Source organism: Novosphingobium sp. NFX11, from assembly GCF_057376415.1.
In genome coordinates, this window is record NZ_CP080384.1 from 875,285 (window position 1) to 897,549 (window position 22,265).

22 protein-coding genes and 4 pseudogenes are annotated in these 22,265 nt (G+C 66.0%); 13 read left to right on the forward strand and 13 right to left on the reverse strand.

Annotated elements, in window-relative coordinates:
• Positions 1-83: 83 nt before the first annotated feature.
• The 4 genes and pseudogenes from KZO24_RS04505 to trpB all read right to left on the reverse strand — a co-directional run bounded on the left by KZO24_RS04505 (position 84) and on the right by trpB (position 3,798).
• Positions 84-1,397 (reverse strand): annotated as a pseudogene (locus KZO24_RS04505) (bifunctional folylpolyglutamate synthase/dihydrofolate synthase).
• A gap of 138 nt (positions 1,398-1,535) precedes the next feature.
• Entirely contained in the window at positions 1,536-2,312 is a 777-nt protein-coding gene (gene trpA / locus KZO24_RS04510) for a tryptophan synthase subunit alpha (protein WP_008833300.1), read from the reverse strand.
• Positions 2,312-2,563 (reverse strand): hypothetical protein, encoded by a 252-nt coding sequence (locus KZO24_RS04515; RefSeq protein ID WP_008833299.1) that lies wholly within the window; start codon positions 2,561-2,563, stop codon positions 2,312-2,314. The genes trpA and KZO24_RS04515 overlap by 1 nt, the downstream gene beginning before the upstream one ends.
• A complete protein-coding gene (trpB, locus tag KZO24_RS04520; RefSeq protein ID WP_271181122.1) occupies positions 2,560-3,798 on the reverse strand; it encodes a tryptophan synthase subunit beta in 1,239 nt (412 codons plus the stop codon). The genes KZO24_RS04515 and trpB overlap by 4 nt, the downstream gene beginning before the upstream one ends.
• 314 nt (positions 3,799-4,112) lie before the next feature.
• On the opposite strand from trpB, the gene KZO24_RS04525 reads away from it, so the two are divergent.
• On the forward strand, positions 4,113-4,580 hold the full coding sequence (locus KZO24_RS04525; protein ID WP_271181121.1) for an outer membrane protein: 468 nt from the start codon (positions 4,113-4,115) through the stop codon (positions 4,578-4,580).
• A 119-nt stretch (positions 4,581-4,699) separates the two neighbouring features.
• Here the strand turns inward: KZO24_RS04525 and KZO24_RS04530 are convergent.
• Positions 4,700-5,340, reverse strand: a pseudogene (locus KZO24_RS04530) (phosphoribosylanthranilate isomerase).
• Positions 5,341-5,414: 74 nt separating this feature from the next.
• Here KZO24_RS04530 and KZO24_RS04535 point away from each other — a divergent pair.
• On the forward strand, positions 5,415-5,801 hold the full coding sequence (locus KZO24_RS04535) for a DUF4019 domain-containing protein (RefSeq protein WP_486486921.1): 387 nt from the start codon (positions 5,415-5,417) through the stop codon (positions 5,799-5,801).
• 18 nt (positions 5,802-5,819) lie between these two features.
• Here KZO24_RS04535 and KZO24_RS04540 read toward each other — a convergent pair whose 3' ends face one another.
• From KZO24_RS04540 to purB, 4 genes and pseudogenes are all read right to left on the reverse strand, one after another.
• A complete protein-coding gene (locus KZO24_RS04540) occupies positions 5,820-6,575 on the reverse strand; it encodes an SIMPL domain-containing protein (protein WP_271181118.1) in 756 nt (251 codons plus the stop codon).
• 296 nt (positions 6,576-6,871) lie between these two features.
• A pseudogene (gene pyrF / locus KZO24_RS04545) lies at positions 6,872-7,548 on the reverse strand (orotidine-5'-phosphate decarboxylase).
• Entirely contained in the window at positions 7,545-7,883 is a 339-nt protein-coding gene (locus KZO24_RS04550) for a LapA family protein (protein WP_271181117.1), read from the reverse strand. Before KZO24_RS04550 ends, pyrF begins: the two are co-directional and overlap by 4 nt.
• Positions 7,884-8,070: 187 nt before the next feature.
• Positions 8,071-9,381: an adenylosuccinate lyase gene (purB, locus tag KZO24_RS04555; protein ID WP_271181116.1), complete on the reverse strand. Its 1,311-nt coding sequence runs from the start codon at positions 9,379-9,381 to the stop codon at positions 8,071-8,073.
• Positions 9,382-9,600: 219 nt separating this feature from the next.
• On the opposite strand from purB, the gene KZO24_RS04560 reads away from it, so the two are divergent.
• On the forward strand, positions 9,601-11,343 hold the full coding sequence (locus KZO24_RS04560) for a sensor domain-containing diguanylate cyclase (protein ID WP_271181115.1): 1,743 nt from the start codon (positions 9,601-9,603) through the stop codon (positions 11,341-11,343).
• Between the two features lie 97 nt (positions 11,344-11,440).
• Here the strand turns inward: KZO24_RS04560 and KZO24_RS04565 are convergent.
• A pseudogene (locus KZO24_RS04565) lies at positions 11,441-12,189 on the reverse strand (NRDE family protein).
• 4 nt (positions 12,190-12,193) lie between these two features.
• Complete coding sequence (gene radC / locus KZO24_RS04570) at positions 12,194-12,862, reverse strand: RadC family protein (RefSeq protein WP_486486922.1); 669 nt, start codon at positions 12,860-12,862, stop codon at positions 12,194-12,196.
• Positions 12,863-13,122: 260 nt separating this feature from the next.
• Here radC and KZO24_RS04575 point away from each other — a divergent pair, with 260 nt between their 5' ends.
• The 10 genes from KZO24_RS04575 (at position 13,123) to KZO24_RS04620 (ending at position 20,420) form a co-directional block, all read left to right on the forward strand.
• Complete coding sequence (locus KZO24_RS04575) at positions 13,123-13,983, forward strand: intermembrane phospholipid transport protein YdbH family protein (RefSeq protein WP_486486923.1); 861 nt, start codon at positions 13,123-13,125, stop codon at positions 13,981-13,983.
• A gap of 1 nt (position 13,984) precedes the next feature.
• The gene (locus KZO24_RS04580; protein WP_486486924.1) at positions 13,985-16,093 is read left to right on the forward strand and encodes an intermembrane phospholipid transport protein YdbH family protein; all 2,109 of its coding nucleotides are present in this window, start codon (positions 13,985-13,987) and stop codon (positions 16,091-16,093) included.
• A gap of 222 nt (positions 16,094-16,315) precedes the next feature.
• Entirely contained in the window at positions 16,316-16,528 is a 213-nt protein-coding gene (locus KZO24_RS04585; protein WP_486486925.1) for a YnbE family lipoprotein, read from the forward strand.
• Complete coding sequence (locus KZO24_RS04590; RefSeq protein ID WP_271181112.1) at positions 16,528-16,905, forward strand: YdbL family probable chaperone protein; 378 nt, start codon at positions 16,528-16,530, stop codon at positions 16,903-16,905. Before KZO24_RS04585 ends, KZO24_RS04590 begins: the two co-directional genes overlap by 1 nt.
• Positions 16,906-17,253: 348 nt before the next feature.
• Positions 17,254-17,574, forward strand: a complete 321-nt coding sequence (locus tag KZO24_RS04595) for an AtpZ/AtpI family protein (protein ID WP_486486926.1) — start codon at positions 17,254-17,256, stop codon at positions 17,572-17,574.
• 55 nt (positions 17,575-17,629) lie between these two features.
• Entirely contained in the window at positions 17,630-18,412 is a 783-nt protein-coding gene (locus tag KZO24_RS04600; RefSeq protein ID WP_008833284.1) for a F0F1 ATP synthase subunit A, read from the forward strand.
• Positions 18,413-18,460: 48 nt separating this feature from the next.
• A complete protein-coding gene (locus KZO24_RS04605; RefSeq protein ID WP_008833283.1) occupies positions 18,461-18,685 on the forward strand; it encodes a F0F1 ATP synthase subunit C in 225 nt (74 codons plus the stop codon).
• 104 nt (positions 18,686-18,789) lie between these two features.
• A complete protein-coding gene (locus tag KZO24_RS04610) occupies positions 18,790-19,284 on the forward strand; it encodes a F0F1 ATP synthase subunit B family protein (protein WP_271181111.1) in 495 nt (164 codons plus the stop codon).
• Positions 19,277-19,858, forward strand: a complete 582-nt coding sequence (locus tag KZO24_RS04615) for a F0F1 ATP synthase subunit B family protein (protein ID WP_271181110.1) — start codon at positions 19,277-19,279, stop codon at positions 19,856-19,858. Before KZO24_RS04610 ends, KZO24_RS04615 begins: the two co-directional genes overlap by 8 nt.
• 217 nt (positions 19,859-20,075) lie before the next feature.
• Complete coding sequence (locus KZO24_RS04620) at positions 20,076-20,420, forward strand: hypothetical protein (protein WP_430097304.1); 345 nt, start codon at positions 20,076-20,078, stop codon at positions 20,418-20,420.
• Positions 20,421-21,041: 621 nt separating this feature from the next.
• Here the strand turns inward: KZO24_RS04620 and KZO24_RS04625 are convergent.
• On the reverse strand, positions 21,042-21,287 hold the full coding sequence (locus KZO24_RS04625; RefSeq protein ID WP_271181107.1) for a hypothetical protein: 246 nt from the start codon (positions 21,285-21,287) through the stop codon (positions 21,042-21,044).
• 269 nt (positions 21,288-21,556) lie between these two features.
• Complete coding sequence (locus KZO24_RS04630) at positions 21,557-22,237, reverse strand: DUF2490 domain-containing protein (protein ID WP_271181106.1); 681 nt, start codon at positions 22,235-22,237, stop codon at positions 21,557-21,559.
• Positions 22,238-22,265 lie beyond the last annotated feature (28 nt).

The window sequence follows — 22,265 nt, forward strand, 5'->3', positions numbered from 1 at the left end:
CTTCGGGCGCCTTGCCGACGACCTATTCCTAAAGACAGCCAGCGGTCCCGGATCAAGCCCGGGACGACGAACTGATCAACTCTTCAGTCCGGCACTTCGCCGTTGTCCCGCAGCACCGCGCCCGCAAGGTAGAGCGAACCCGCGATCAGCACGGCGCGTGGGGCCAGCTTTTCGAGATCGCGCAGCGCCGTCGCCACATCCGGCGCGGAGGACGTCGGCAGCGACCAGCCTGCGAACGCCTCGGGCGGGTGGCAGTCATGCCCCGGCACCGGCACCAGCGTCACGCTTTCGACGAGGCGGTGGAGCGGATCGAGCAGCGCGGCGGGGTCCTTGCCCGCGATCATGCCGAGGATCAGATGCGGCGCCTGCCCCGCTCGCGCAGGAATGCTTCCAGTGCCAGCCCGGCGTCGCGGTTGTGCCCGCCGTCGAGCCAGACCGGCGTGCCGGGGACGAGCGCCGTCAGCGGCCCGTCGCCCAGCAGTTGCATCCGCGCGGGCCAGCGCGCGGCGCGGATGCCCTCGGCGAAGGCGTGAGGATCGATCTTCAGCACGTCCTGCGCGCGCAGCATGGCGACGGCGAGGGCGGCGTTGTCCGCCTGGTGCGCGCCGGGCATCTCGGGCAGGGGAGCGTCAAGGCGCCGTGGCGGTCCTCGAACCAGATGGCGTCGCGGGTGACCTGCGCCTTCCACTCGGCGTCGCGCGACTGCAGCGGTACGTCCTCGGAAGCGGCGAGGGATTGCAGGAACGCGGCGACTTCGTGCGGGTAGTTCTGCGTCACCAGCGGCACGTGCGGACGGCGGATGCCCGCCTTCTCGAAGGCGATGCGGGTGAGCGGCTCGGCGGGCGTGCCGTCCTCGGGGGCGAGGAGGAAGCGTTCGTGGTCGATCCCCAGCGTCGCCATGCCGCAGACCAGCGGCGCGGGCAGTACGTTGGTGGCGTCGAACCGGCCGCCGAGACCGACCTCGATCACGCAGACATCCGCCGGATGGCGCGCGAAAGCGAGGAAGCTGGCGGCGATCGTCGTTTCGAAGAAGCTGACTTCGAGATCGTGCGCCGCGTCCAGGACTTCGGCCAGCAGGGCGGCGAGTTCGTCGTCGCCGACCAGTTCGCCCGCGATGCGGATGCGTTCGTTGTAGCGCACCAGATGCGGGCTGGTGATCGCGTGGACCTTGTACCCCTGCGCCTCCAGGATCGCGCGCAGGAAGGCGCAGGTCGATCCCTTGCCGTTGGTGCCCGCGACGTGGAACGCGGGCGCGATGCGCAAGTGCGGATCGCCGAGGTGCGCCAGCAGCGTGCGGATCGCCTCAAGCCCGATGCGGCCTTGCGGCAGCGACAGCGCGGCAAGGCGATCGAGCTGGGCCTGAACGGCGGGGAGTCCGACACGGCGAAGTCTTTCATGGTGTCCTCGACGGCGCCGTGCGCGTGGGGGCTTCGAGAGGCTGTGTCCGACCCTTCGGCAAGCTCAGGTTGAGCGGAAGTGGCGTAAGCCTCCAACACCGCTCAGTCTGAGCTTGTCGAAGCCCCATCGGCTTGGCTCTATCGAGCGGAATGCACCGCCTCGGCGAGCGATGCGGTATAATCCTGCAGCGGCCCGGGCGCGGCATCGCCATGCTGCTTGACGATGTCGATGAAGGCCGAGCCGACGACCACGCCGTCCGCCACCTTGGCGATGGCGGCGGCCTGTTCGGGCGTGCGCACGCCGAAGCCGACCGCGACGGGAATGTCGGTGGCGGCCTTGAGCTTCGCCACCGCGTCCTCGATCGATCCCTGCGCCGCCTGCTGCATGCCGGTGATGCCGGCGACCGAGACGTAGTAGAGGAAGCCCGAGGAGCCCTCCAGCACCTTGGGAAGACGCGCGGCGTCCGTGGTCGGGGTGGCGAGGCGGATGAGCGAAACGCCCTTTTCGCGCAGCGCCGGGCCGAGGGCGGCGTCTTCCTCGCTGGGGATGTCGACGCAGATCACGCCGTCGACGCCGGCCTTGGCGCATTCCTCTGCAAACCACTCGGGGCCGCGGATGGTCATCGGGTTGGCGTAGCCCATCAGCACCAGCGGCACATTGGGGTGACGCTGCCGGAACTCGGCGGCGATGCGGAAGATGTCCGCCGTGCGCGTGCCCTTGGCGAGGCTGCGCAAGTTGGCTTCCTGGATCGCCGGGCCGTCGGCCATGGGATCGGTGAAAGGCATGCCCAGTTCGATCACGTCGGCGCCGCCCGCGACGAGCGCGTCGAGGTTCGATGCGGTGTCGCCGTCGCCCCCGGTGATGAAGCAGACGAGCGCGGGGCCTTTGGCGAAAGCGGTTTCGAAGCGGGTCATCAGGAGAACAGCGTCTTTCCGGAATAGCGGAGAATGGCGGCGGTCAGGCCGACGAAAACGGCGAGGTAGGCGAGGCTGACGGCGATGTCGCTCCAGCTTCCCCGAAAGGCGAAGGCCCAGTAGTAGCCCGCGCCCGAAAGGTCGAAGGAGCGCACCCGGACGAGGTCGGCAAGAACCTTGATCGCCGGGAACACCGCCATCCAGAGCACGGCGGCGTCGATCAGCGACCGTTGCCACCCGCCCTTTTTCAAAGCTCGACCCCCAGCGCCTCGGCGACGGTGAAGATATCCTTGTCGCCGCGCCCGGAGACGTTGACGACGAGCAGCTTGTCCGCGTCCAGCTGAGCCGTCAGCTGCGGCAGCGCGGCGAGGGCGTGGGCGCTTTCGAGCGCCGGAATGATGCCCTCCAGCGCGCAGCACAGCTGGAACGCTTCAAGCGCCTCGGTGTCGGTGATCGGCACGTACTTCACGCGGCCCGCCTCGTGCAGCCACGAATGTTCGGGGCCAAGGCCGGGATAGTCCAGACCGGCGCTGATCGAATGGGCCTCGGTGATCTGGCCGTCCTCGTCCTGCAGCAGGTAGGTCTTGTTGCCGTGGAGGATGCCCGGACGCCCGCCCATCAGCGATGCGGCATGCTGGCCGCTCTCGATGCCGTGGCCGGCGGCCTCGATGCCGACCATCGCCACGTCCGCGTCGTCGAGGAAGGGGTGGAACATGCCGATCGCGTTCGATCCGCCGCCCACCGCCGCCACCAGCATGTCGGGCAGGCGGCCTTCGGCTTCGAGAATCTGCTCGCGCGTTTCGGTGCCGATCACGCTCTGGAAGTCGCGGACGAGTTCCGGGTACGGGTGCGGACCTGCGGCGGTGCCGATGATGTAGAAGGTGTCGTGGACGTTGGCGACCCAGTGGCGCAGCGCCTCGTTCATCGCGTCCTTGAGCGTTTCCGCGCCGCTGGTCACCGGCACCACTTCCGCGCCGAGCAGCTTCATGCGGAACACGTTGGGCGCCTGGCGCTCGACGTCCTTGGCGCCCATGAAGATCGTGCAGGACAGGCCGAAGCGCGCCGCGACGGTGGCGGTGGCGACGCCGTGCTGGCCCGCGCCGGTCTCGGCGATGATCTTGGTCTTGCCCATGCGCATGGCGAGCAGAACCTGCCCGATGCAGTTGTTGATCTTGTGCGCGCCGGTGTGGTTCAGATCCTCGCGCTTGAAGTAGATCTTCGGGCCTTTGCCCTCGGGCGCGAGCTTTCGGAAATGCTCGGTGATGCGCGGCGCCGGATAGAGCGGGCTGGGGCGGCCGACGAAAGTCTTGAGCAGATCGTCGAACTCGGCCTGGAACGCCGGGTCCAGCTTCGCGGCGCGGTATTCCTTTTCCAGGTCGAGGATCAGCGGCATCAGCGTCTCGGCGACGTAGCGTCCGCCGAACTGGCCGAAGTGACCCGACTCATCGGGATACGAACGAAGCGAATTGGGGCTCTGAACGGTCATGATCCGGCGCTTGGCAGACCCCCGCGCTTGTCCAGACGCCTTGAGGAGAGGGGCCATGTTTGCCCCGGGAACGCCGGAAAACCATGGGCGCCTACAGGGGCTTGGTGATCGCCTGGCGGACATTCAATTGCAAACAATGCAACTGAAAATCGGCAAAAGCACCTAACCGGCATAAACTGCAGTTTTGTGACGTTTTGAACGATTCCAAGAATTTACCGTTCATCTGACTGAAAGGTGACGGGGTCCAGCGGCGGGGCTCCCGACGATAACCCCGATGAGGGTCGGGATCGCAGGAATACTTGGAGTTATATAATATGCGTATTGCACTTGTTTCGCTCGCCGCGGTTGCTGCCGTGGCCGCTGCCACTCCCGCCCTGGCCAACGAGGCTCGCGTCGAAGCGCGCGGCGGTGTGATCTGGGACGGTAGCGACAGCGAAGCAACGGCTGGTGTGGCCGCTGGTTACGACTACGACCTCACCGACAAGCTCTTCGTGGGTGTGCAGGGTTCGGCGGACAAGATCCTGACCGACAACACCCGCGTTTCGTGGGGCGCCGGCGGCCGCATCGGCGTGCAGCCGATCCCGGGCACCAAGGTCTACGCGCTGGCCGACTGGCAGTCGAAGAACACCCGCTACGGCAACAGCGCCGTGGGCGTCGGTGGCGGCGTGCAGCAGGATGTCGGTTCGCGCTACTACGTGAAGGCCGAATACCAGCACCTGCTGGTCGGCGACAACACCCCCGACGCCGACCGCGGCCTCGTGGGCGTAGGCGTCAAGTTCTGATCCCACGGATCTGATCGCTGCGAAAGCAGTGTAAGCCAGGAAAGGGGCGGTCCGACGGGCCGCCCCTTTCTTCGTTCTCCTTGTCGTCATTGCTTCGCTGCGCTCGCAATGACGAGGGGTCAGACCGCCCGAACCGCCGCGCAGAAGGCGGCGATGCGCGCTTCGTCCTTCACGCCCGGCGCGCTCTCCACGCCCGAGGAGGTATCGACCAGCGGCGCACCGGTCAGACGGATGGCCTCGGCGACGTTCGCCGGTTCCAGCCCCCTGCAAGGCCCCATGCCAACGGCCCCTTCCAGTTCGCGACAAGGCCCCAGTCGAAGCTGAGGCCCATGCCGCCGGGCAGAGCGCCCTTGGGCGTCTTGGCGTCGAAGAGGACAACATCGGCGGCGCCCGCGTAGGCGTTCGCGCGGGTGACGTCGTCGGCGGTGGCGACGGACAAAGCCTTCCATACGGGGATGCCGAAGCGGGCACGCAGCTGCGCGGCGCGTTCGGGCGTCTCGGACCCGTGGAGTTGCAGCGCGTCGAGCTTCGCCGCGCCCACGGCCTCGCCGAGCAGCGCGTCGTCGGCGTCCACGAACAGACCGACGCGGCCGATCCGGTCCGCCGCGCGCTCCGAAAGCTGCGCCGCCTGCACCGGGCTCACCGCGCGCGGGCTCTTGGCGAAGAACACCAGGCCGATGTGCGCGGCGCGGGCGCGGATGGCCGCTTCCAGCGAAGCGGCGGTGCTGATACCGCAAATCTTGATTGCCGCTGTTGGCATATGCGCGCCTTGCCCTAAGCTGCGGTCCTGCATGAAATGAAGGACGTGAAGTGAATCGGTTGGGCCGCTATCTAATGGCAATCGCAGCCGCGGCAATGCTCGGCGGTTGCAGCGTGAAGGAGTCGATCCAGCAAGCCGACGCCGAAGTGGTCCGTTTCCATCAGGCGCTGGACGCAGGCCGCTCGCAGGCGATCTGGGATGCCACCGGGCCGGACATGCGCAAGGCCACCACGCAGAAGCAGTTCGTGGCTCTGCTCGACGCGGTCCATCGCAAGCTGGGCAACGTGAAGTCGAGCAAGCAGGTCGGCTGGAACCGCAACGCCAGCACCAACGGCAGCTTCACCACGACAACCAACGAAACCGTGTTCGAACGCGGTAGTGGAACCGAGCAATTCGTGTTCCGAAAAGTGAAGCCGACAAGCTCGCGCTCGTCGGCTATCACATTCAATCGAACGAGATGATGGTCAATTGATGGTCGATCACGGCGCCAGTTCGAACTGCACCGTCACATTGACGTTCATCTCCAACTCGCCCGCAGCGACCGGCGGCGGCGCGGCGGCGGCGACCATGTCACGGGCCTCCTTACGCACGAACATCACCGGCTGCGGCGAATAACCGCCGCTCTCGCTGATCGAGACGATGCGCGCGACCCGCAGGCCCGATGCCTTGGCATAGAGGTCGGCGCGGGCACGAGCGGACTTCATCGCCTCGACACGCGCCTCGTCCATCGCCGCTTCGGGCTGCGAGAGCATGAAGTTCGGCCCATTCACCTGGTTCGCACCCGCAGTCACGAGCGCGTCGATCACCTTGCCCATGTCCTGCAACTTGCGCTGGCGGACCGAGACCGAATTGCTCGCACGGTAACCGACGATGCGCTGCTGGCCGTCGTCCTCGTAAGAGCCATCGGGCAGGCGCTTGGGCTGGGCATAGACCGGATTGACGTTGAGGTTGCTGGTCTGGACATCCTTGTCGGCGATCCCGGCCCGCTTGAGCGCGGCGATCACCTTGGTCATCTGCGCCGAGTTGGCCGAAAGCGCCTCGCTGGCAGTCGTGCCCTGCGTGGTCACACCGGCGCTGTAGTTCGCCATGTCGGGCTCGCGCGTGGACGAACCTTCGGCGGTGACGGTGAGCATCGTGTGCCCGGCCTCGATGGCGGGAGCAGGGGCCTGCTGGGCGAAGGCGGTAGGGGCGGATGCTGCCATAGCCGTGGCGGCGAGCAGGCTCAGGGTCTTCATAATGGGGTCGCACTCCCGGGGGTTGTTCGGTGGACAACGATCTGGACGGAGCGAGGTTGCGAAGGGCTGAACGGTGAAGTGTGCGAATGTTAAGGTGAGAAGAGGATGAAGCAGGGGTTTACCACCCCTGCACCCCGTGAAGCGTCGAGGTCGGGCGTGCAGCATCGTCATGCAATGAGGCTGCGTCGGGAGACCAAATAGCCTGCGGCGCAATGTGGACGCGACGCTGCTGCGCGCACAACGATGACAGTAAAGGGGTCTGGGGCGATGGCCCCAGTAATCCTCTTTTTCCGTTCTTAAAGAGTAGCCTCGATAGCCTTCGCCGCTGCGAGGGATCCTCCGCGCGGCTGATCGGCCGTCCGATCACGAGCACGCTGGCGCCTGCATCGCGGGCTTCGCGCGGGGTGACGGTGCGCTTCTGGTCGCCGACTTTGCCGTCTGCCGGGCGCAGGCCGGGGACGACGAAGTAGCCGTCCTTCCACTGCTTGTGCACCGCGCCGACTTCGTGGCCCGAGCAGACGATGCCGTCGAGGCCAGCGGAATGCGCGAGGTCGGCGAGGCGCAGGGCTTGGTCGTAGGGGTTGGCGTTCACGCCGATGGCGGAGAGGTCGTCTCCGTCGAGGCTGGTGAGCACGGTGACGGCCACGACCTTGCAGTTTTCACCGGCGGCGGCCTTGGCGTCTTCCATCATGGCGCGGCCACCGGCGGCGTGAATGGTGACGATCGAGGGTTGCAGCACGTGGATCGCCTGCATCGCGCCAGCGACGGTGTTGGGAATGTCGTGCAGCTTCAGGTCGAGGAAGATGGGGAGGCCCACCTTGTGCAGTTCATGGACGCCGTGGTGGCCGTGGGCGCAGAAGAATTCGAGGCCCAGCTTGATCCCGCCGATATGGCCCGAGACCTTGCGCGCCAGCGCTTCTGCGGCGTCGAGGCGAGGGAGGTCGAGGGCGAGGTAGACGGGATTGCGGTTCATGACTTCTCGATTTCCGACGGGGTTTCGATTGGGGTGACGGGCGCGGTTTCGTGCGCTTCTGCGAGCGAGGGCATCGAGGTGGCGCGCAGCGAGTTCTCGAGGCTGGCGATGCGGCGGTTCAGGCGCCAGCGCACGGCGCGCAGGTAAGCCCACACCGGCAGCATGCCCAGCCCGAAGAAGAGCAGCGCGACGACGCCGACCGGCCATTCGAAGTGGAAGTAGTTGCCGTCTGCCAGAGGCCAGAAGTTTACCGGCACTTTGGTCCAGTTCATCGCGATGAATGCGACGAGCACGGCGGTGAGCACGACCCATGCGATGGTGCGGATGACCTGCATTGTTCCTCCTGCTTTCCCGGCGATGCTAGGCGTGAATTTTCCGCAAGGGAAGGGATTCCGCCGTCGTCCCGGACTTGATCCGGGACCGCTGGCCGAGAACAACCTTGCTCTCGGCCAGGCGCCTTATCGACAGCGCGCATCTAAAGACAGCCAGCGGTCCCGGATCAAGTCCGGGACGACGATCGGCTCAGCCGAAGACGCGGGCGAAGATCGTGTCGACGTGCTTGAAGTGGTAGTCGAGGTTGAACTTGTCCTCGATCACTTCGGCCGGAAGGGCGGCGGCGACTTCGGGGTCGGCCTTGAGCAGTTCGAGCAGCGAGAGCTGGCCGTCCGATTCCCACACCTTCATCGCGTTGCGCTGGACGAGGCGGTAGCTCTCGTCGCGGGTCAGGCCCGCCTGCGTCAGCGCCAGCAGCACGCGCTGCGAGTGGACCAGGCCGCCCATGCGGTCGAGGTTCTTCTGCATGCGCGCGGGGTAGATCAGCAGCTTGTCGATCACACCGGTCAGGCGCGCCAGCGCGAAGTCGAGGGTGATCGTCGCGTCGGGGCCGATGAAGCGCTCGACCGAGGAGTGCGAGATGTCGCGCTCGTGCCACAGCGCTACGTTCTCCATGGCGGGGACGACGGCCGAACGCACCACGCGCGCGAGGCCGGTGAGGTTCTCGGTGAGGACCGGGTTGCGCTTGTGTGGCATCGCCGACGAACCCTTCTGGCCGGGCGAGAAGTATTCCTCGGCCTCCAGGACTTCGGTGCGCTGCAGGTGGCGGACCTCGACGGCAAGGCGCTCGATCGAGCTGGCGATGACGCCCAGCACGGCGAAGAACATCGCGTGACGGTCGCGCGGGATGACCTGCGTGGAGACCGGCTCGATCCCGAGGCCCAGCTGGTCGGCGACGTACTGTTCCACTGCCGGGTCGGTATTGGCGAAAGTGCCGACCGCGCCCGAGATCGCGCAGGTCGCGATTTCCTCGCGCGCGAAGACGAGGCGCGTGCGGCAGCGGCTGAACTCGGCATAGGCTTCGGCGAGCTTGAGGCCGAAGGTGACGGGCTCGGCGTGGATGCCGTGGCTGCGGCCGATCGTGGGGGTGTACTTGTGCTCTTCGGCGCGGCGCTTGATCGCGGCGAGCAGGGCGTCGAGGTCATCCAGAAGGATGTCGGCGGCCTTGACCAGTTGCACGTTCAGCGTGGTGTCGAGCACGTCGGAGCTGGTCATGCCCTGGTGCATGAAGCGCGCCTCGGGGCCGACCTGCTGCGCGACCCAGTCGAGGAAGGCGATGACGTCGTGCTTGGTGACGGCTTCGATCGCGTCGATCGCGGCGACGTCGATCTTCGGGCTGGTCGCCCACCAGTCCCACAGCGCCTTGCCGGCGGAGGCGGGGACGGTGCCCATCTCGCCCATCTTGACGGCGGCATGGGCTTCGATCTCGAACCAGATGCGGTAGCGGGCTTCGGGTTCCCAGATCGCGGTCATCGCGGGGCGGGCGTAGCGGGGGACCATGTTCGACTCCTTGCAGCTGACGCGGGTAGCGGCCAATTCGTGCCGGTGCCGCTAGGCGGGGCGGGCGCGAAAGGCAAGGCGCTTGGGGAAGGAACGGCGCAAGGAAACTGCGCGTAGACCCATAATCCGAGGAGGAATCTTAACCACTCCGGACGCAAACGTTTGCACGAGAAGTTCGCACAGCGCCGTGCGTTCGAAGCGCCCAGAGACCCGCAAGAGATGCCCAAGGCGCGCCTCATCGTCGCACCCCTGTTGACAGGACTGGTGTGCTTCGCGCTTTCGGCGGCGGTCATCAAGTACCTCAGTTTTCAGGGCAACCTTGCCTCGGTGTGGCCGGCCAACGCCGTGGTCCTGGCGCAGCTGCTGGGGCGCCGCCCACGGGAGTGGCCCGTGTTCCTGGCGAGCGGTCTGATCGCCGTCGCCGCCGCCGGGTTCGCGATTCGCGGGGTGGTGTCCGGTCCGCTGGCTTTCGGTGTCTCCAATACGCTGGAGATCGCGCTGGCGGCCTGGCTGCTGCGCGCCACGGTCGATGCGGATGGCCGCCTGCTGCACCAGCATGCCTCGGTGGGCCGCTTCGTCGTCTGCGCGGGGATGATCGCCCCGGCCTTCGGCGCCCTGCTTGGTGCGGGCATCGCGAACATCGCGTTCGACCTGCCGATCGGGACCTCGCTCGCCACCAAGTTCTGCGCCGATGCGCTGGGCCTTCTGATCTTCACGCCGTTCTTCTTCGGCCTTTTCCACGGCGACACGATTCCCGCGCTGCGCGGCGCATCATGGGGCGAGCGGGGACAGCACCTGCTGCTCCACGCCACGGTCCTTGCCGTCAGCGTCGGGGTGTTCAGCCAGGACCGCTTTCCGCTGCTGTTCCTGCCGATGGTGCCGCTGATGCTGGTATCGTTCCGGCTCGGCTGGCAGGGGACGAGCGTGGCCGTGATGCTGGTGGCGGTGACCGGCGGCGTCGCCACGTTCTACGGCCATGGCCCCGTCAACCTGTCGGGCCGGGACATGGGCGTGCAGATGACCTTCCTGCAGTTCTACCTCGCCACCGTGCTGGTGCTGATGATGCCCGTCGCCGCCGCGCTGGCCGCACGCCGCGACCTGATCGACAGGCTCAGCGAGAGCGAGCGCGCGCTCAAGGTCCTTGCCGACCGCTCTTCCATCGTGCTGCTGCGCTTCAGTGCGGACGGAGCCTGCACCCGCGCGGTGGGCGATGCCGTTCCGCTGGTCGGCGAGGGTGCGGAGCGGCTGCTGTGCTCGCACATCGGCGAACTCGATCCGCCGCTGGGCGAGGCGCTCTTCGCAGCCCATCTCAGGGCGCTCGACGCGGATACGACCGTGACCATGGAGGTCGAGCGCCCCGGCGGCCTGTGGATCGAAGCCAAGTTCCGCGCCGAGCGCGACGATCAGGGGCAGGTCTCGGGCACGGTCGCGACGCTGGTGGACGTGACCGCCCGCAAGACCCGCGAAGGCGAACTGGCGCGCAGGGCGGAGACGGACGAGCTGACCGGCCTCGCCAACCGTGCAGGCTTCCTGCGCCGCTTCGAGACGGCGCTTGCGGGCAACGAGGCGCTGAGCATCGCCCTCGTGGACGTCGATCGCTTCAAGTCGCTCAATGACGAGCATGGCCATGTCGCGGGTGACGCGGTGCTTGCCGAGATCGCCCGCCGCCTGCTGCAATCGGTGCGTGCCGGCGACCTCGTCGCGCGGCTGGGCGGGGATGAGTTCGTGGTGCTGCTCGGCGCTGCGGATCCCGGCATGACGCAGGACATCTGCCGCCGCATCGTGGACACGGTGTCGGCGGCCCCGGTCGAACTGCCGATGGGCGGGCATACCGAGGCGAGGATCAGCTGCGGCCTCGTTCATCGTGCGCCGGGGCAGGGCGGCATCGACCTGCTCAACCGCGCGGACATGGCGCTCTACGAAGCGAAGCGTGGTGGCCGCAACCAGATGATCGCGGCTTAGTCATTTTTCCGTTCGTCATTGCGAGCGCAGCGAAGCAATCCAGAGCAGTCCTATGCCGCCCTGGATTGCTTCGCTGCGCTCGCAATGACGACGTGATTTACATAGCCCAGACGAAATCGATCCGGACGTCGCCGGTCCGGGCACCGTCGGCATCGAAGCTGCGTTCGACGATCGAGCCTCGGCCCTCGCGGTCGACCGTGATCACCGTGCTGCACCGCGTACCGTAGATCGCATCGCGGATGAACACGGGCGCGAAGCGCGGCTCAGGGCCAAGTTCGGGGCCAAGTTCGGGGCGATGGGGCGAGGGTGCCGGCGTCTCGTCCCGCAGGGCGCCGAGCAGCGGTTCCACCTCGGCCGCGCCTCTATCCAGCCATTCCGTGATGGCTTCCCCACCTGCAGAGTCTTGGGCCAGGGCACGTCGAAACCGCCGTTCGACAATCCGTGGATGCCCGGAGACAGCGGCCGCAGCTCGACCTGCGGGTGATTGGTGAGGAACGAGGCGTCGCCCGTATCGGCCAGGATCAGGTTGAACGGATTCATCTGCGCCATCGCGTCGGTCAGCGTGTCCGGGAGCGCGCCCTCCAGCAGATCCGTCACCAGCTTCCCGCGCGAGGGACGGCCGGGCTGCGAGCCTTCCGGCACGCGGTAGTTCGTGACGAGGGCGAAGCGGCCTCCTTCGGTAACGCCAAGCCAGGTGCCGCCGCCGGTGAGGTCGGTCCCGGCGATGATGCCGTCCGGCCTGTGCGCGAGCGGCGCGGCGGGACGGGCATGGAACTCGTCGCGGTTGCCCGCCACGACGAGGAGCCAGTCGGGATGGGCGTCCCAGGCGACGGCGGCGACGCACATGGTCTCAGATCAGTCCCTTGGCACGCAGCGAGACGTGGCCCTCGCGTCCGATCACCACGTGGTCGTGGACGGAGACGCCGAGCAGCCGTCCGGCCTCGGCGATGCGATTGGTGATGTCGATGTCGGCGCGGCTCGGCTGCGGCGAGCCCGAAGGGTGATTGTGGACGAGAATCAGCGCCGTGGCGCCGAGGTCGAGCGCGCGGCGGATCACCTCGCGCGGGTGGATCGCCGCCTCGTCGATCGAGCCTTCGCCGACGAGGTCGTCGAGGATCAGCATGTTGCGGGCATTGAGGTAGAGGACGCGGACGCGCTCCACCGTCAGGTGCGCCATGTCGATCGTCAGGTAGTCGATGAGCGCGTGCCACGAGGACAGCACTGGTGCCTCGCGCACCTTCTGGCGGGCCATGCGGGTGGCGGCGACGGTGACCACGCGCAGCGCAGCAGCGGTGGCCTCGCCCATGCCGGGGTGGGCGGCGAGGGCGCGCGGTTCGGCCTGCAGCACGCCCGCGAGCGAACCGAAGCGATGGATCAGGCTGCGCGCGAGCGGCTTCATGTCGCGGCGCGGAACGGCCTGCATCAGCAGGAGTTCAATGACCTCATGATCCGCCAGAGCCTCCGCCCCGCCATCGAGCAACCGCTTGCGCAACCGTGCGCGGTGGCCGCTCGAGATCATTGGCAAAATCGCCGCGCGCTTCCCTGAGGGGAGGGGGCGTTCATCGAAGAGGGAGGTTGTCCGTCCATGCTGCGTACAAACAATTGCCTTTCCCGTCCGCCCGGCGCAAGTGAACGATCGGATGTCGCAAGAGATCGACCAGACCCCGGACACCGACGAGGCCGCTACCGGGGGCCTTTCTTCGCGTGGGCGCTTTCGGAGCGGCCGTCGCTGGGGCGCTCCCGTGCTTGTGGTGGGCGGCCTGCTGGCGGCGGCGCTGGGTGCTGCCTGGCTATCGCGCGAGGAGATCGCGGCGAACCTCATCGAGCGCGAACTCGATCTCGCTGGGCCTCGATGCCCGCTACGAGATCGTGCGGATCGGACCCTCGGAGCAGGTGATTCGGAACCTCGTCATCGGCGATCCGGCGCGGCCGGACCTGACGGTGCAGGAACTGCGGGTGGCGACGCGCCTTTCCTGGGGACTTCCCGGTATCGGCCGGATCACCGTGGTGAAGCCGCGCCTCTACGGTTCGTGGCGCGGCGGCAAGGCCAGCTTCGGCAGTCTCGACAAGGCGCTGTTCAGCGGCAAGGGCGGGCCGTTCGAGATGCCCGACCTCGACCTTGCGGTTGTCGACGGGCGCGCCCTGATCGACAGCGACCACGGCCGCATCGGCGTCAAGCTGGCGGGTGAAGGCGAGCTGCGCGGCGGGTTCTCCGGCGAACTGGCGGCCTTGTCGCCCGCGCTCACCGGCGGCGGCTGCTCGACCGGGCGCGCGACGATTTACGGAAAGCTGACGACGTCTGCCGCCAAGCCGCGCTTTGAAGGGCCGGTGCGGCTGGACAGCCTGTCGTGCCAGTCGCAGGATCTGCGACTGGCCAAGGCCGGTGTGCAACTGGACGTGACGCTCGACGAGGCGCTGGACGGGGCTTCGGGCAAGCTCGGCCTTTCCGCCGGAGCCGCGCGCTTCGGGGTTCAAAAGCTGGCTGGAGCGAGCGGCTCGGGGCGGTTCACCTATCGCGGCAACGCCTTGAGCGCGACGTACCGGGTTACCGGGCGCGGACTCGACACGCCGCAGGCGCGGATGCGCGAAGTCACCCTCGAAGGGCGCGCGCGCTCCACCGGCGGCATCGCGCGATTCTGATGTGGACGCCGACCTCACCGGCAGGGAACTGGCGCTGGGCAGCACCGTCGATCGCGCGCTGCTGTCGGCGCAGCAGGCGGCCGCCGGAACCCTCGGCGCGCCGATCACGGCGCAAGTGCGCCAGGCGCTCGGCCGCGAGATGCGTGGCAGTACGATCAACGCGGGGCTCCTCGTGCGCAATTCGCGCGAGGGCCTCAGCGTCGTCGTCACGCGCGGGTCGCTGAAGGGCGGCAGCGGCGAGTCGGTGCTGTCGCTTTCGCGCGTGCAGGCGATGTTCGGCCGCAAGGGCGGCGTGCCGCGGGTGAACGGCAACTTCACGACCGGCGGGCGCGGACTTCCGCAGGCGTGGGGGCGGATGGAGACCGGTGACGACGGCCACCTCGCCATGCGCGCGACGATGACCGACTACCGCGCCGGATCGGCGATGGTCGGCGTGCCGAGGCTGGCGCTCGAGCAGGCGCCCGACGGCGCGCTCTCGTTCAACGGGCAGGTCACTCTCAGCGGCGATCTTCCGGGCGGCAACACGCGCAACCTGCAGCTTCCGGTCGATGGCCGATGGGGCGCGGACGGCAGGCTCGCCGTGTGGCGCCGCTGCACCGACGTCGCCTTCGATGCCCTGAGCTTCTCCAACCTGACCATCGACAAGCGCAAGCTCACCCTGTGCCCGGCGCGCGGCGGCGCGATCGTGGAAGGGCGCCCCGAAAATCTGCTGCTCGCGGCAGGCATGACCGCGCTCGACCTCTCCGGGCACCTTGGCGAGACGCCGATCCGCATCGCCAGCGGGCCGCTCGGCTTCGCGATGGGCGGGGGCAGGCCCGGTGTCATCAAGGCCAGCGCCATCAACGTGGCGCTTGGCCCGGCGGACACCGCATCGCACTTCCTCGTCAGCCATATCGACGGGCAGATCGGCAAGGACATCGCGGGCACCTTCGATCAGGCCGACATCAGCCTTGCCGCCGTGCCGCTGGACATGCGGCAGGCTGCGGGTCGCTGGCGCTATGCCGGCGGTGTGGCCTCGATCGAGGGCGCGCAGTTCACGCTGGTGGACCGCCAACAGGTGGCACGCTTCCAGCCGATGGTGGCGCGCGACGCGACGCTGCAACTGGCCGACAACCGCATCACCGCGCAGGCCCTGCTCCGCGAGCCGGGCAGCGACCGGGCGGTCGTCCGCGCCGACATCGTCCACGATCTGTCGAGGGCGGACGGTCACGCGAATCTTGCTGTCGCGGGGATTGTCTTCGACGACAAGTTGCAGCCCGACGCGCTCTCGCGGCTGGTGCTGGGCGTGGTGTCCGACCTCAAGGGCGTCGTGCGCGGCACCGGGCGGATCGACTGGAACCCGAAGAGCGTGACCAGCCGCGGCCGCTTCTCCACCGACGGCGTCGACTTCGCAGCCGCTTTCGGTCCCCTACGCGGGCTGTCGGGCGAGGTGGTGTTTACCGATCTCCTCGGCATGGTTACCGCGCCCAACCAGAACGTGCGCATTGCCTCCATGAACCCGGGCATCGAGGTGACCGACGGCACGCTCTCCTACGAGATACGCCCCGGCTACAACCTCATCGTGCACGGCGGAAAGTGGCCCTTCATGGAGGGCACGTTGACCCTCGACCCGGCGAAGATGCAGATCGGCGCGGCGGAGACGCGCTACTACACGCTGCGCGTCACGGGCCTCGATGCGGCGGACTTCGTGCAGCATCTTGAACTCACGAACATCAACGCCAGCGGCATATTCGACGGCGAGCTGCCGCTGATCTTTGACGAGCATGGCGGCCGGATCGAGAACGGCTTCCTGCGCTCGCGCGATCCCGGCGGCAATGTCTCGTATGTCGGCGCGCTGACGTACAAGGACTTGTCGGCGATGGGCAATTACGCCTTCGACGCGCTGAAGTCGGTGAATTACAGGAAGATGGAGATCGGGCTGGGCGGTTCGCTCTCGGGCGATATCGTCACGAAGATCAGCTTCGACGGGCTCAGCCAGGGGCAGGGGCAAGCAAGAACTTCATCACCAAGCAGATCGCGAAGCTCCCGCTCCGCTTCATCGTCAACATCAAGGCGCCGTTCTTCAGCCTGTTCGGCTCGATGCGTTCGCTCTACGATCCGACGTACGTGACGGACCCGAGGGTGCTCGGCCTGCTCAATACGGACGGGACGCGCTCGACCACCGCGCCCGATGCGACGCTCAATCTGGCGCCCCCAAACCGACTTCGGCTCCATCCGGCGCTATTCAGCCTCCAGTCAGCGAGAAAAAGCCATGATGCCCTCGGAATTGACCGGAAGCCCTCCGGCTGCGACAAGCCCGGCGATGATCGACGGGTATTCGACAGAGCAGCAGGTGGGCACACGGTCCGGCAGGCGCGCCGTTCGCGCCGCAATGATGGCCGCGACGGTGATGGCGGTCGCTTTCGGTCTCGGAGGCTGCATTCAGGTTGCAGCGCCCGACAAGCCGATCGTGATCGAACTCAACATCAACATCCGGCAGGAAGTCGTCTATCGCCTGGCCGCCGACGCGGCCAAGACGGTGGACGAGAACAAGGGCATTTTCTGATGACGAGCATTCGTTTCATTGCCGCCGCAGCCACCACGGTTCTCGCCGTCGCCGGTGCGTCCACGGCTTATGCGCAGCGCTCGCCGGAATACGTCGCGGCTCGCGCGGCCGGGCAGGTCGGCGAGCAGCGCGACGGCTACCTCGGCGTGATCAGCGGCGGCGGGGACATCTCCGCCATGGTCCGCGACATCAACAACAAGCGCCGCTCGGTCTACACCACCGCCGCCCAGGGCAAGAGCACGATCGAGGAATACGCCTTCACCACCGGCTGCAAGCTGATCCGCGACACCAAGCCCGGCGAGAAGTACCAAGGCCTCGACGGTTCGTGGAAGACGCGCAGCGCCGGTGCGCCGGAACTCGATCCGCGCTGTCCGTGACATTGATCTCCATAAGGCGGTGAAAACGGCGCGCGGCCAAAAGTACTAGGTCGCTCCGTTAAACACTTTCGCCGCGTCACTGACGAATCAAGAAAAGGCCGGAAGCGGGCACGCTTTTCCGGCCTTTTTCGTGTCCATTCCGGCTGCATCGCCATTGCGGTATTCGGATGATCGCCGCAGTTCTACTTCACCTGCGCCGCATCCTGGCCCCGTGTCCTGTCAACAACAGGCACCGTGGAGCCGCCGCCCCGGTTGACTCGGGATAAGCCCCACCCTAAGGGGCCGGTGCTCTTGGCGGGCAGCCGTCGTTTGTGTCTAACGTTCCTGTCATCGTGAGGAGGACGTGACATGACCGACGAGCAACCTGCACGAGACCCTGTTGGCGAGGATGCGCGCATCGATCTGCTCGACGAAAGGCTGAAGGCCCTTCGCGAGCGGGAAGAGGAACGCAACCGACCGAAAGCCGGCGCGGAAACCGATGCGAGCTATCGCATGGGCAACCGGGTGCTTTCGGAATTGCTGGGAGGTGTCGCGGGCGGTCTGTTCCTGGGATGGCTCATCGGCCATTTCAGCGGATATATGGCCTTGAGTCTGATGGTGATGCTGTTCGTGGGAATTGGTATTGCCTTCAGGAACATATTACGGATTACGAACCAGCGTCCTGACTGACCCGAAAATGGGTAAGGGGGCGCTGTGGTTCAATAGGCGACAGGGGTAATCGCGCGTGGCAGCCGAAGCGAAGCTCGATCCGATGCACCAGTTCCAGCTTGAAAAGCTGGCGGGCGCGGACTGGAACATTGCCGGTTACAATATCGCCTTCACCAACAGTGCGCTGTGGATGGCCATCGCCACCCTCGCGCTGATCGTGTTCGTTGCGGGCGGCATGAAGCGCCAGCTGGTGCCCGGTCGCTGGCAGATGGCGGTGGAGACCTTCACCGGTTTCATCGACGGCATGCTGGCCGCCAACGTCGGCAAAAACGGCAAGAAGTACGTTCCGTACATCTTTTCGCTGTTCATGTTCATCCTCTTCGCGAACTTCCTCGGCCTGATGCCGCTGGGCGTGCTGGGCGTTCACGCCTTCACCTTCACCAGCCACTTCTCGGCCACGGGGGTTCTCGCGGTGCTGTCGTTCTCGATCGTGCTGATCGTCGGCTTCGCCAAGCACAAGCTACACTTCTTCTCGCTCTTCGTGCCGCACGGTACGCCGGCGCTGATGATCCCGATCATCTTCGTGGTCGAGCTGATCTCGTTCCTGGTGCGCCCGTTCAGCCTCGGCCTGCGACTCTTCGTCGCGATGATGGCCGGCCACGTGCTGCTCGAAGTGCTTTCCAGCTTCGTGATCTCGGGCGGCAACAATGGTCCGATCATGTTCGCGATCGCCGGCATTCCCAGCTTCGTGCTGATGGTCGGCATCTGCGCGCTGGAACTGCTGGTCGCCGGCATCCAGGCTTACGTCTTCGCTCTTCTCACCTGCGTCTATCTCAACGACGCCGAGAACCTTCACTGATCATCTTTTTTCGCCTCACTTGCGGGCACACCAAAGGGAGTTTTTGATATGGACGCAGAAGCTGCAAAGCTGCTCGGAGCCGGTTTCGCTGCAATCGGTGCCGGCCTCGCCTCGATCGGCGTGGGCAACGTTTTCGCCAAGTTCCTCGAAGGCGCGCTGCGCAACCCGGGCGCCGCTGACGCCCAGCAGGGTCGCCTGTTCATCGGCTTCGCCGGTGCAGAGCTTCTCGGCCTGCTTTCGTTCGTCATTGCCGCGCTGCTGATCTTCGCCTGATCGCTCGCGTTTGACCGGATTTCCGGCCGCCCTGACCCTTTGGTGAGGCGGCCGGGATTTCCGGCAAGATTTTTTCCGGCTTCCTTCGAGACAGGGCTGAACCCATGCCTCAGATCGCTCAGCTAGGCGAGTTCTACTCCAGCCAGATCTTCTGGCTGTTGATCTTCTTCGGTATCACCTTCTTCGTCGTTGGACGGGGCATGGTGCCGAAGGTGATGGACACCGTCGCCAGCCGTGACAACCAGATCGCCGCCGACCTCAAGGCAGCCGAAGCCGCTCGTGCCCAGGCCGATGCCGAAGAGGCCTCCTGGCGCACCCGCGAGAACGCCAACCGCGCTTCGGCGCAGGGCACCATCGCCGACGCCCGTGCCAAGGCCGCAGCCGCTGCCGAGCAGCGCCTCGCCGTCGCCCAGGCATCGATCGACGCCACTCTGGCCGGTGCGGAAACCCGCATCGCCGAGGCGCGCCGTGCCGCTGCCGACGACATCGAGACCGTGGCCGCTGAGGCGACCCGCGACATCGTCAGCCGCATCGCCGGCCTGTCGCTGGGCGACGACGCCGTGCGCGGCGCCGTGAAGGAGAACCTGGTCCATGGCTGACGCCAACGCCGCCGTCGAGCACGGCCTCGACCATGAAGCTGCCGAAGTGAGCGGCGCGGAAACGCACGCTTCGACGGAGCATCACGCCGAACCGCTGTTCCTCGGCTTCGCGCCGCCGGTCGCGGTTGTCAGCAGCTCGATGATCGTGCTGCTCGCGATCCTGGCCTGGAAGGGCGTGCCGAAGATGATCGGCAAGGGTCTCGACGGCAAGATCGCCGAGATCAAGGCCCAGCTCGCCGAAGCCAAGTCGCTGCGCGCCGAGGCGGAAGCCCTTCGCAAGGAGTACGCGGACAAGATCGCGAACGCCGAGAAGGACGCCGCCGCGATGCTCGACCATGCCCGTCACGAAGCCGAGGCGATCGTCGCCAAGGCCGAGGCGGACACCACCGAGACCATCGCCCGCCGCGAGAAGATGGCGCAGGACAAGATCACCGCAGCCGAGTTCGCTGCCGTGACCCAGCTGCGCAACCAGGCTGCCGCTGCCGCCGCTGCTGCCGCTAAGGGCCTGATCGCCGCGAACCACTCCGCCGCCGCCGACAGGGTGCTGGTGGACCAGGCGATCGCCGGGATCTGATTTCCTGACCCCTTGCGGGTGGGATCAAGAAGCCTCCGTCCTTGGACGGGGGCTTTTTGTGTGTGGCCTCAAGGGATCTAGCGAGATCACCTTGCGGTGTAACGTTGTGGCGGGCGATGAGCTTCGGAGAGCGCCGTATGGAAGGTGAGGAGACCTTCGGTAAGCGCCCCTTTGTCGCCATCCGGGCGTCTGGACGTGATGACTGATAGCCGTCATCATGCGGCTGATGATTAAGGTCGAAGCCCCGTTGGAGATCACGCCTAATCCGCAGGGCGGTTGGACACTCGTTTTTTGGGTGCTCGATAATTTCAACTATAAGGCGCCGTTCCGCGCCATGCTTGTTGAGATCGCAGAGGCGCTAGGACAAAACCCGGCCCGTTCTCTCTCGCTTCCCGACTATATCGAAGACGAGGACTTCGTCGAGGGGACCTTGCTATTTGAAGGAGCATCGCTGCGGGTTTATTACGAGCATGGTCTTAGCTATATGACCTTGGCGAATACCGATTACGATTTGCTGATGATGGTGGCTCAGCGTGTGCAGCCACGGATCGCCATCGCATAACCAGCGGCAGCTTTTGACTTCTTGTAGCCGTAAACTGAACGTCGGCTAACCACCCGTTTTCGCCATTCCGGGCGGCGAGCGCTGCGCTCTATAGCCGTCCGTCCGGTGCTCGCCGCTCGGGAAGAAATGCAGCCTGACCGGACACGCCACTTTGCGGACATTGCTGCGGGGCACTAAGAAGTGGCTATGCCTTCTCCGCTAAATCACCAATGCCACCACAGATACCATGTGAACTTGCCCGAGAGCAGGCTTCCTTCATTCGCGAGGCCGCACGAAGCATTTTCGGAGAAGGCGCTGTCGTGCGAAATTACGGCACCGATCCTGATGCTCTTGCAATTCACGTCGAAACCAGTGGAGTCCAGGGAGATGTTTCCGACTTCATCGGCATTCTCATTACGCGCCTCGACCATATACCGGCTGTGTCGATCACGAAACGCGGGACCAAGGTGCAAGGCAACGCAAAGGTTGCCTACCGACAGGGCAAAGTCCTGTAGGACTATGTCGGCTTCCCACCCGTTTTCGCCATTCCGGGCGGCGAGCGCTGCGCTCTATAGCCGTCCGTCCGGTACTCGCCGCTCGGGAAGAAATGCAGCCTGACCGGACACGCCCCAAGTCGGTCGTTCAGTCTAGCGCCGCTCTGGTGGTGGGATCGCTGGCTACAAGCTGGATGAAGTAGCCGCAGGCCTCGGTTTCAGTTGCAAAAACGCGGAGCCCCGTTTGCAAACCGCGCTCGCTGTAGAATACGGCCCAATCACTTGATTGCTCGCGAAAGACGTAGCTCTCAGAACGCCCTGCGCCGCTCAGGTCATAAGCTGACGGTGCGATGCCTTCTAGGGCGAGGCGTTCTGCGAGATCGTCTTTCGTCATGCCTTCAACCTGCCTTATACAACGACCGCTCCCCAGCCAAAGCTGACCTTCCCATCCCGCTCAGGCTGAGTTTGTCGAAGCCCCCGAGGCCGGGCGCCGTGGCTCTCCATTCTTCGACAAGCCCAGCATGAGCAGGGTGCGAGCGATGGCGCCTGTCCACTTACATCGGATGCTTTCCCGCATCTCGTCATTGCTTCGCTGCGCTCGCAATGACGAATTTAGCGGTTCACAATTCTACCCAAACCAGACTTCCTGTCCCGCCCACGGTTTCAGAAATTGAACCCCAGCGAAACCGAGGCGACGTTGTCGTTGCTGTCGTCGGCGTCGGGGCGGAAACCGTGCTGGTGAAGATAGCCGACCTCGAGGTTCACGGTCTTCGCCAGCGGAGTGGTCACGGCGATCATGTTGCGCATGCGCTCCTCGCCCTGCACGCGCTGGAAGTTGGTCTCGTTGAGGTCGATGAAGCTTTCGTGGCTGAGTACCAGCGCGGTCTTGCCGCCTTTCTGGAAGGGCAAGACATACTTGACGTAAGGGCGCAGGCGGTACGCCGTGCCGCCGACGCCTTCACGCCAGCGTTCCTCGACGCGCAGGCGGGCGCTCAGCTGTCCGGGGCCGATCTTCACGATGTTGTCGAAGGTGACCTGTTGCCGCCCGCGATGTTCCATCACCGCGAAATGACCGGCGTTGTAGTTCGGATCGTGGGTATAGCCGACCCACACGGTCACCTTGTCGGCGACCTTGTAGCCGATCATGGAGTTGGACTCGACTTCGTAGAGCCCGTCGCGATCGTTGCTGAAGCGGCCGATCACTTCCTGTGAAAAGCGCCACTTGTCGCTCAGCTTGACGGTGGCGGAGCTGCCGACCCAGAGCTGCTCATCCTCCGATGCGCAGGCGGGCGTGGCGATGAAGACCACGCCGAGCGTGCATAGGCCATGGATGATCGAGCGCATTCGGCATTTCCCTCCCAAGGTGAAGTGC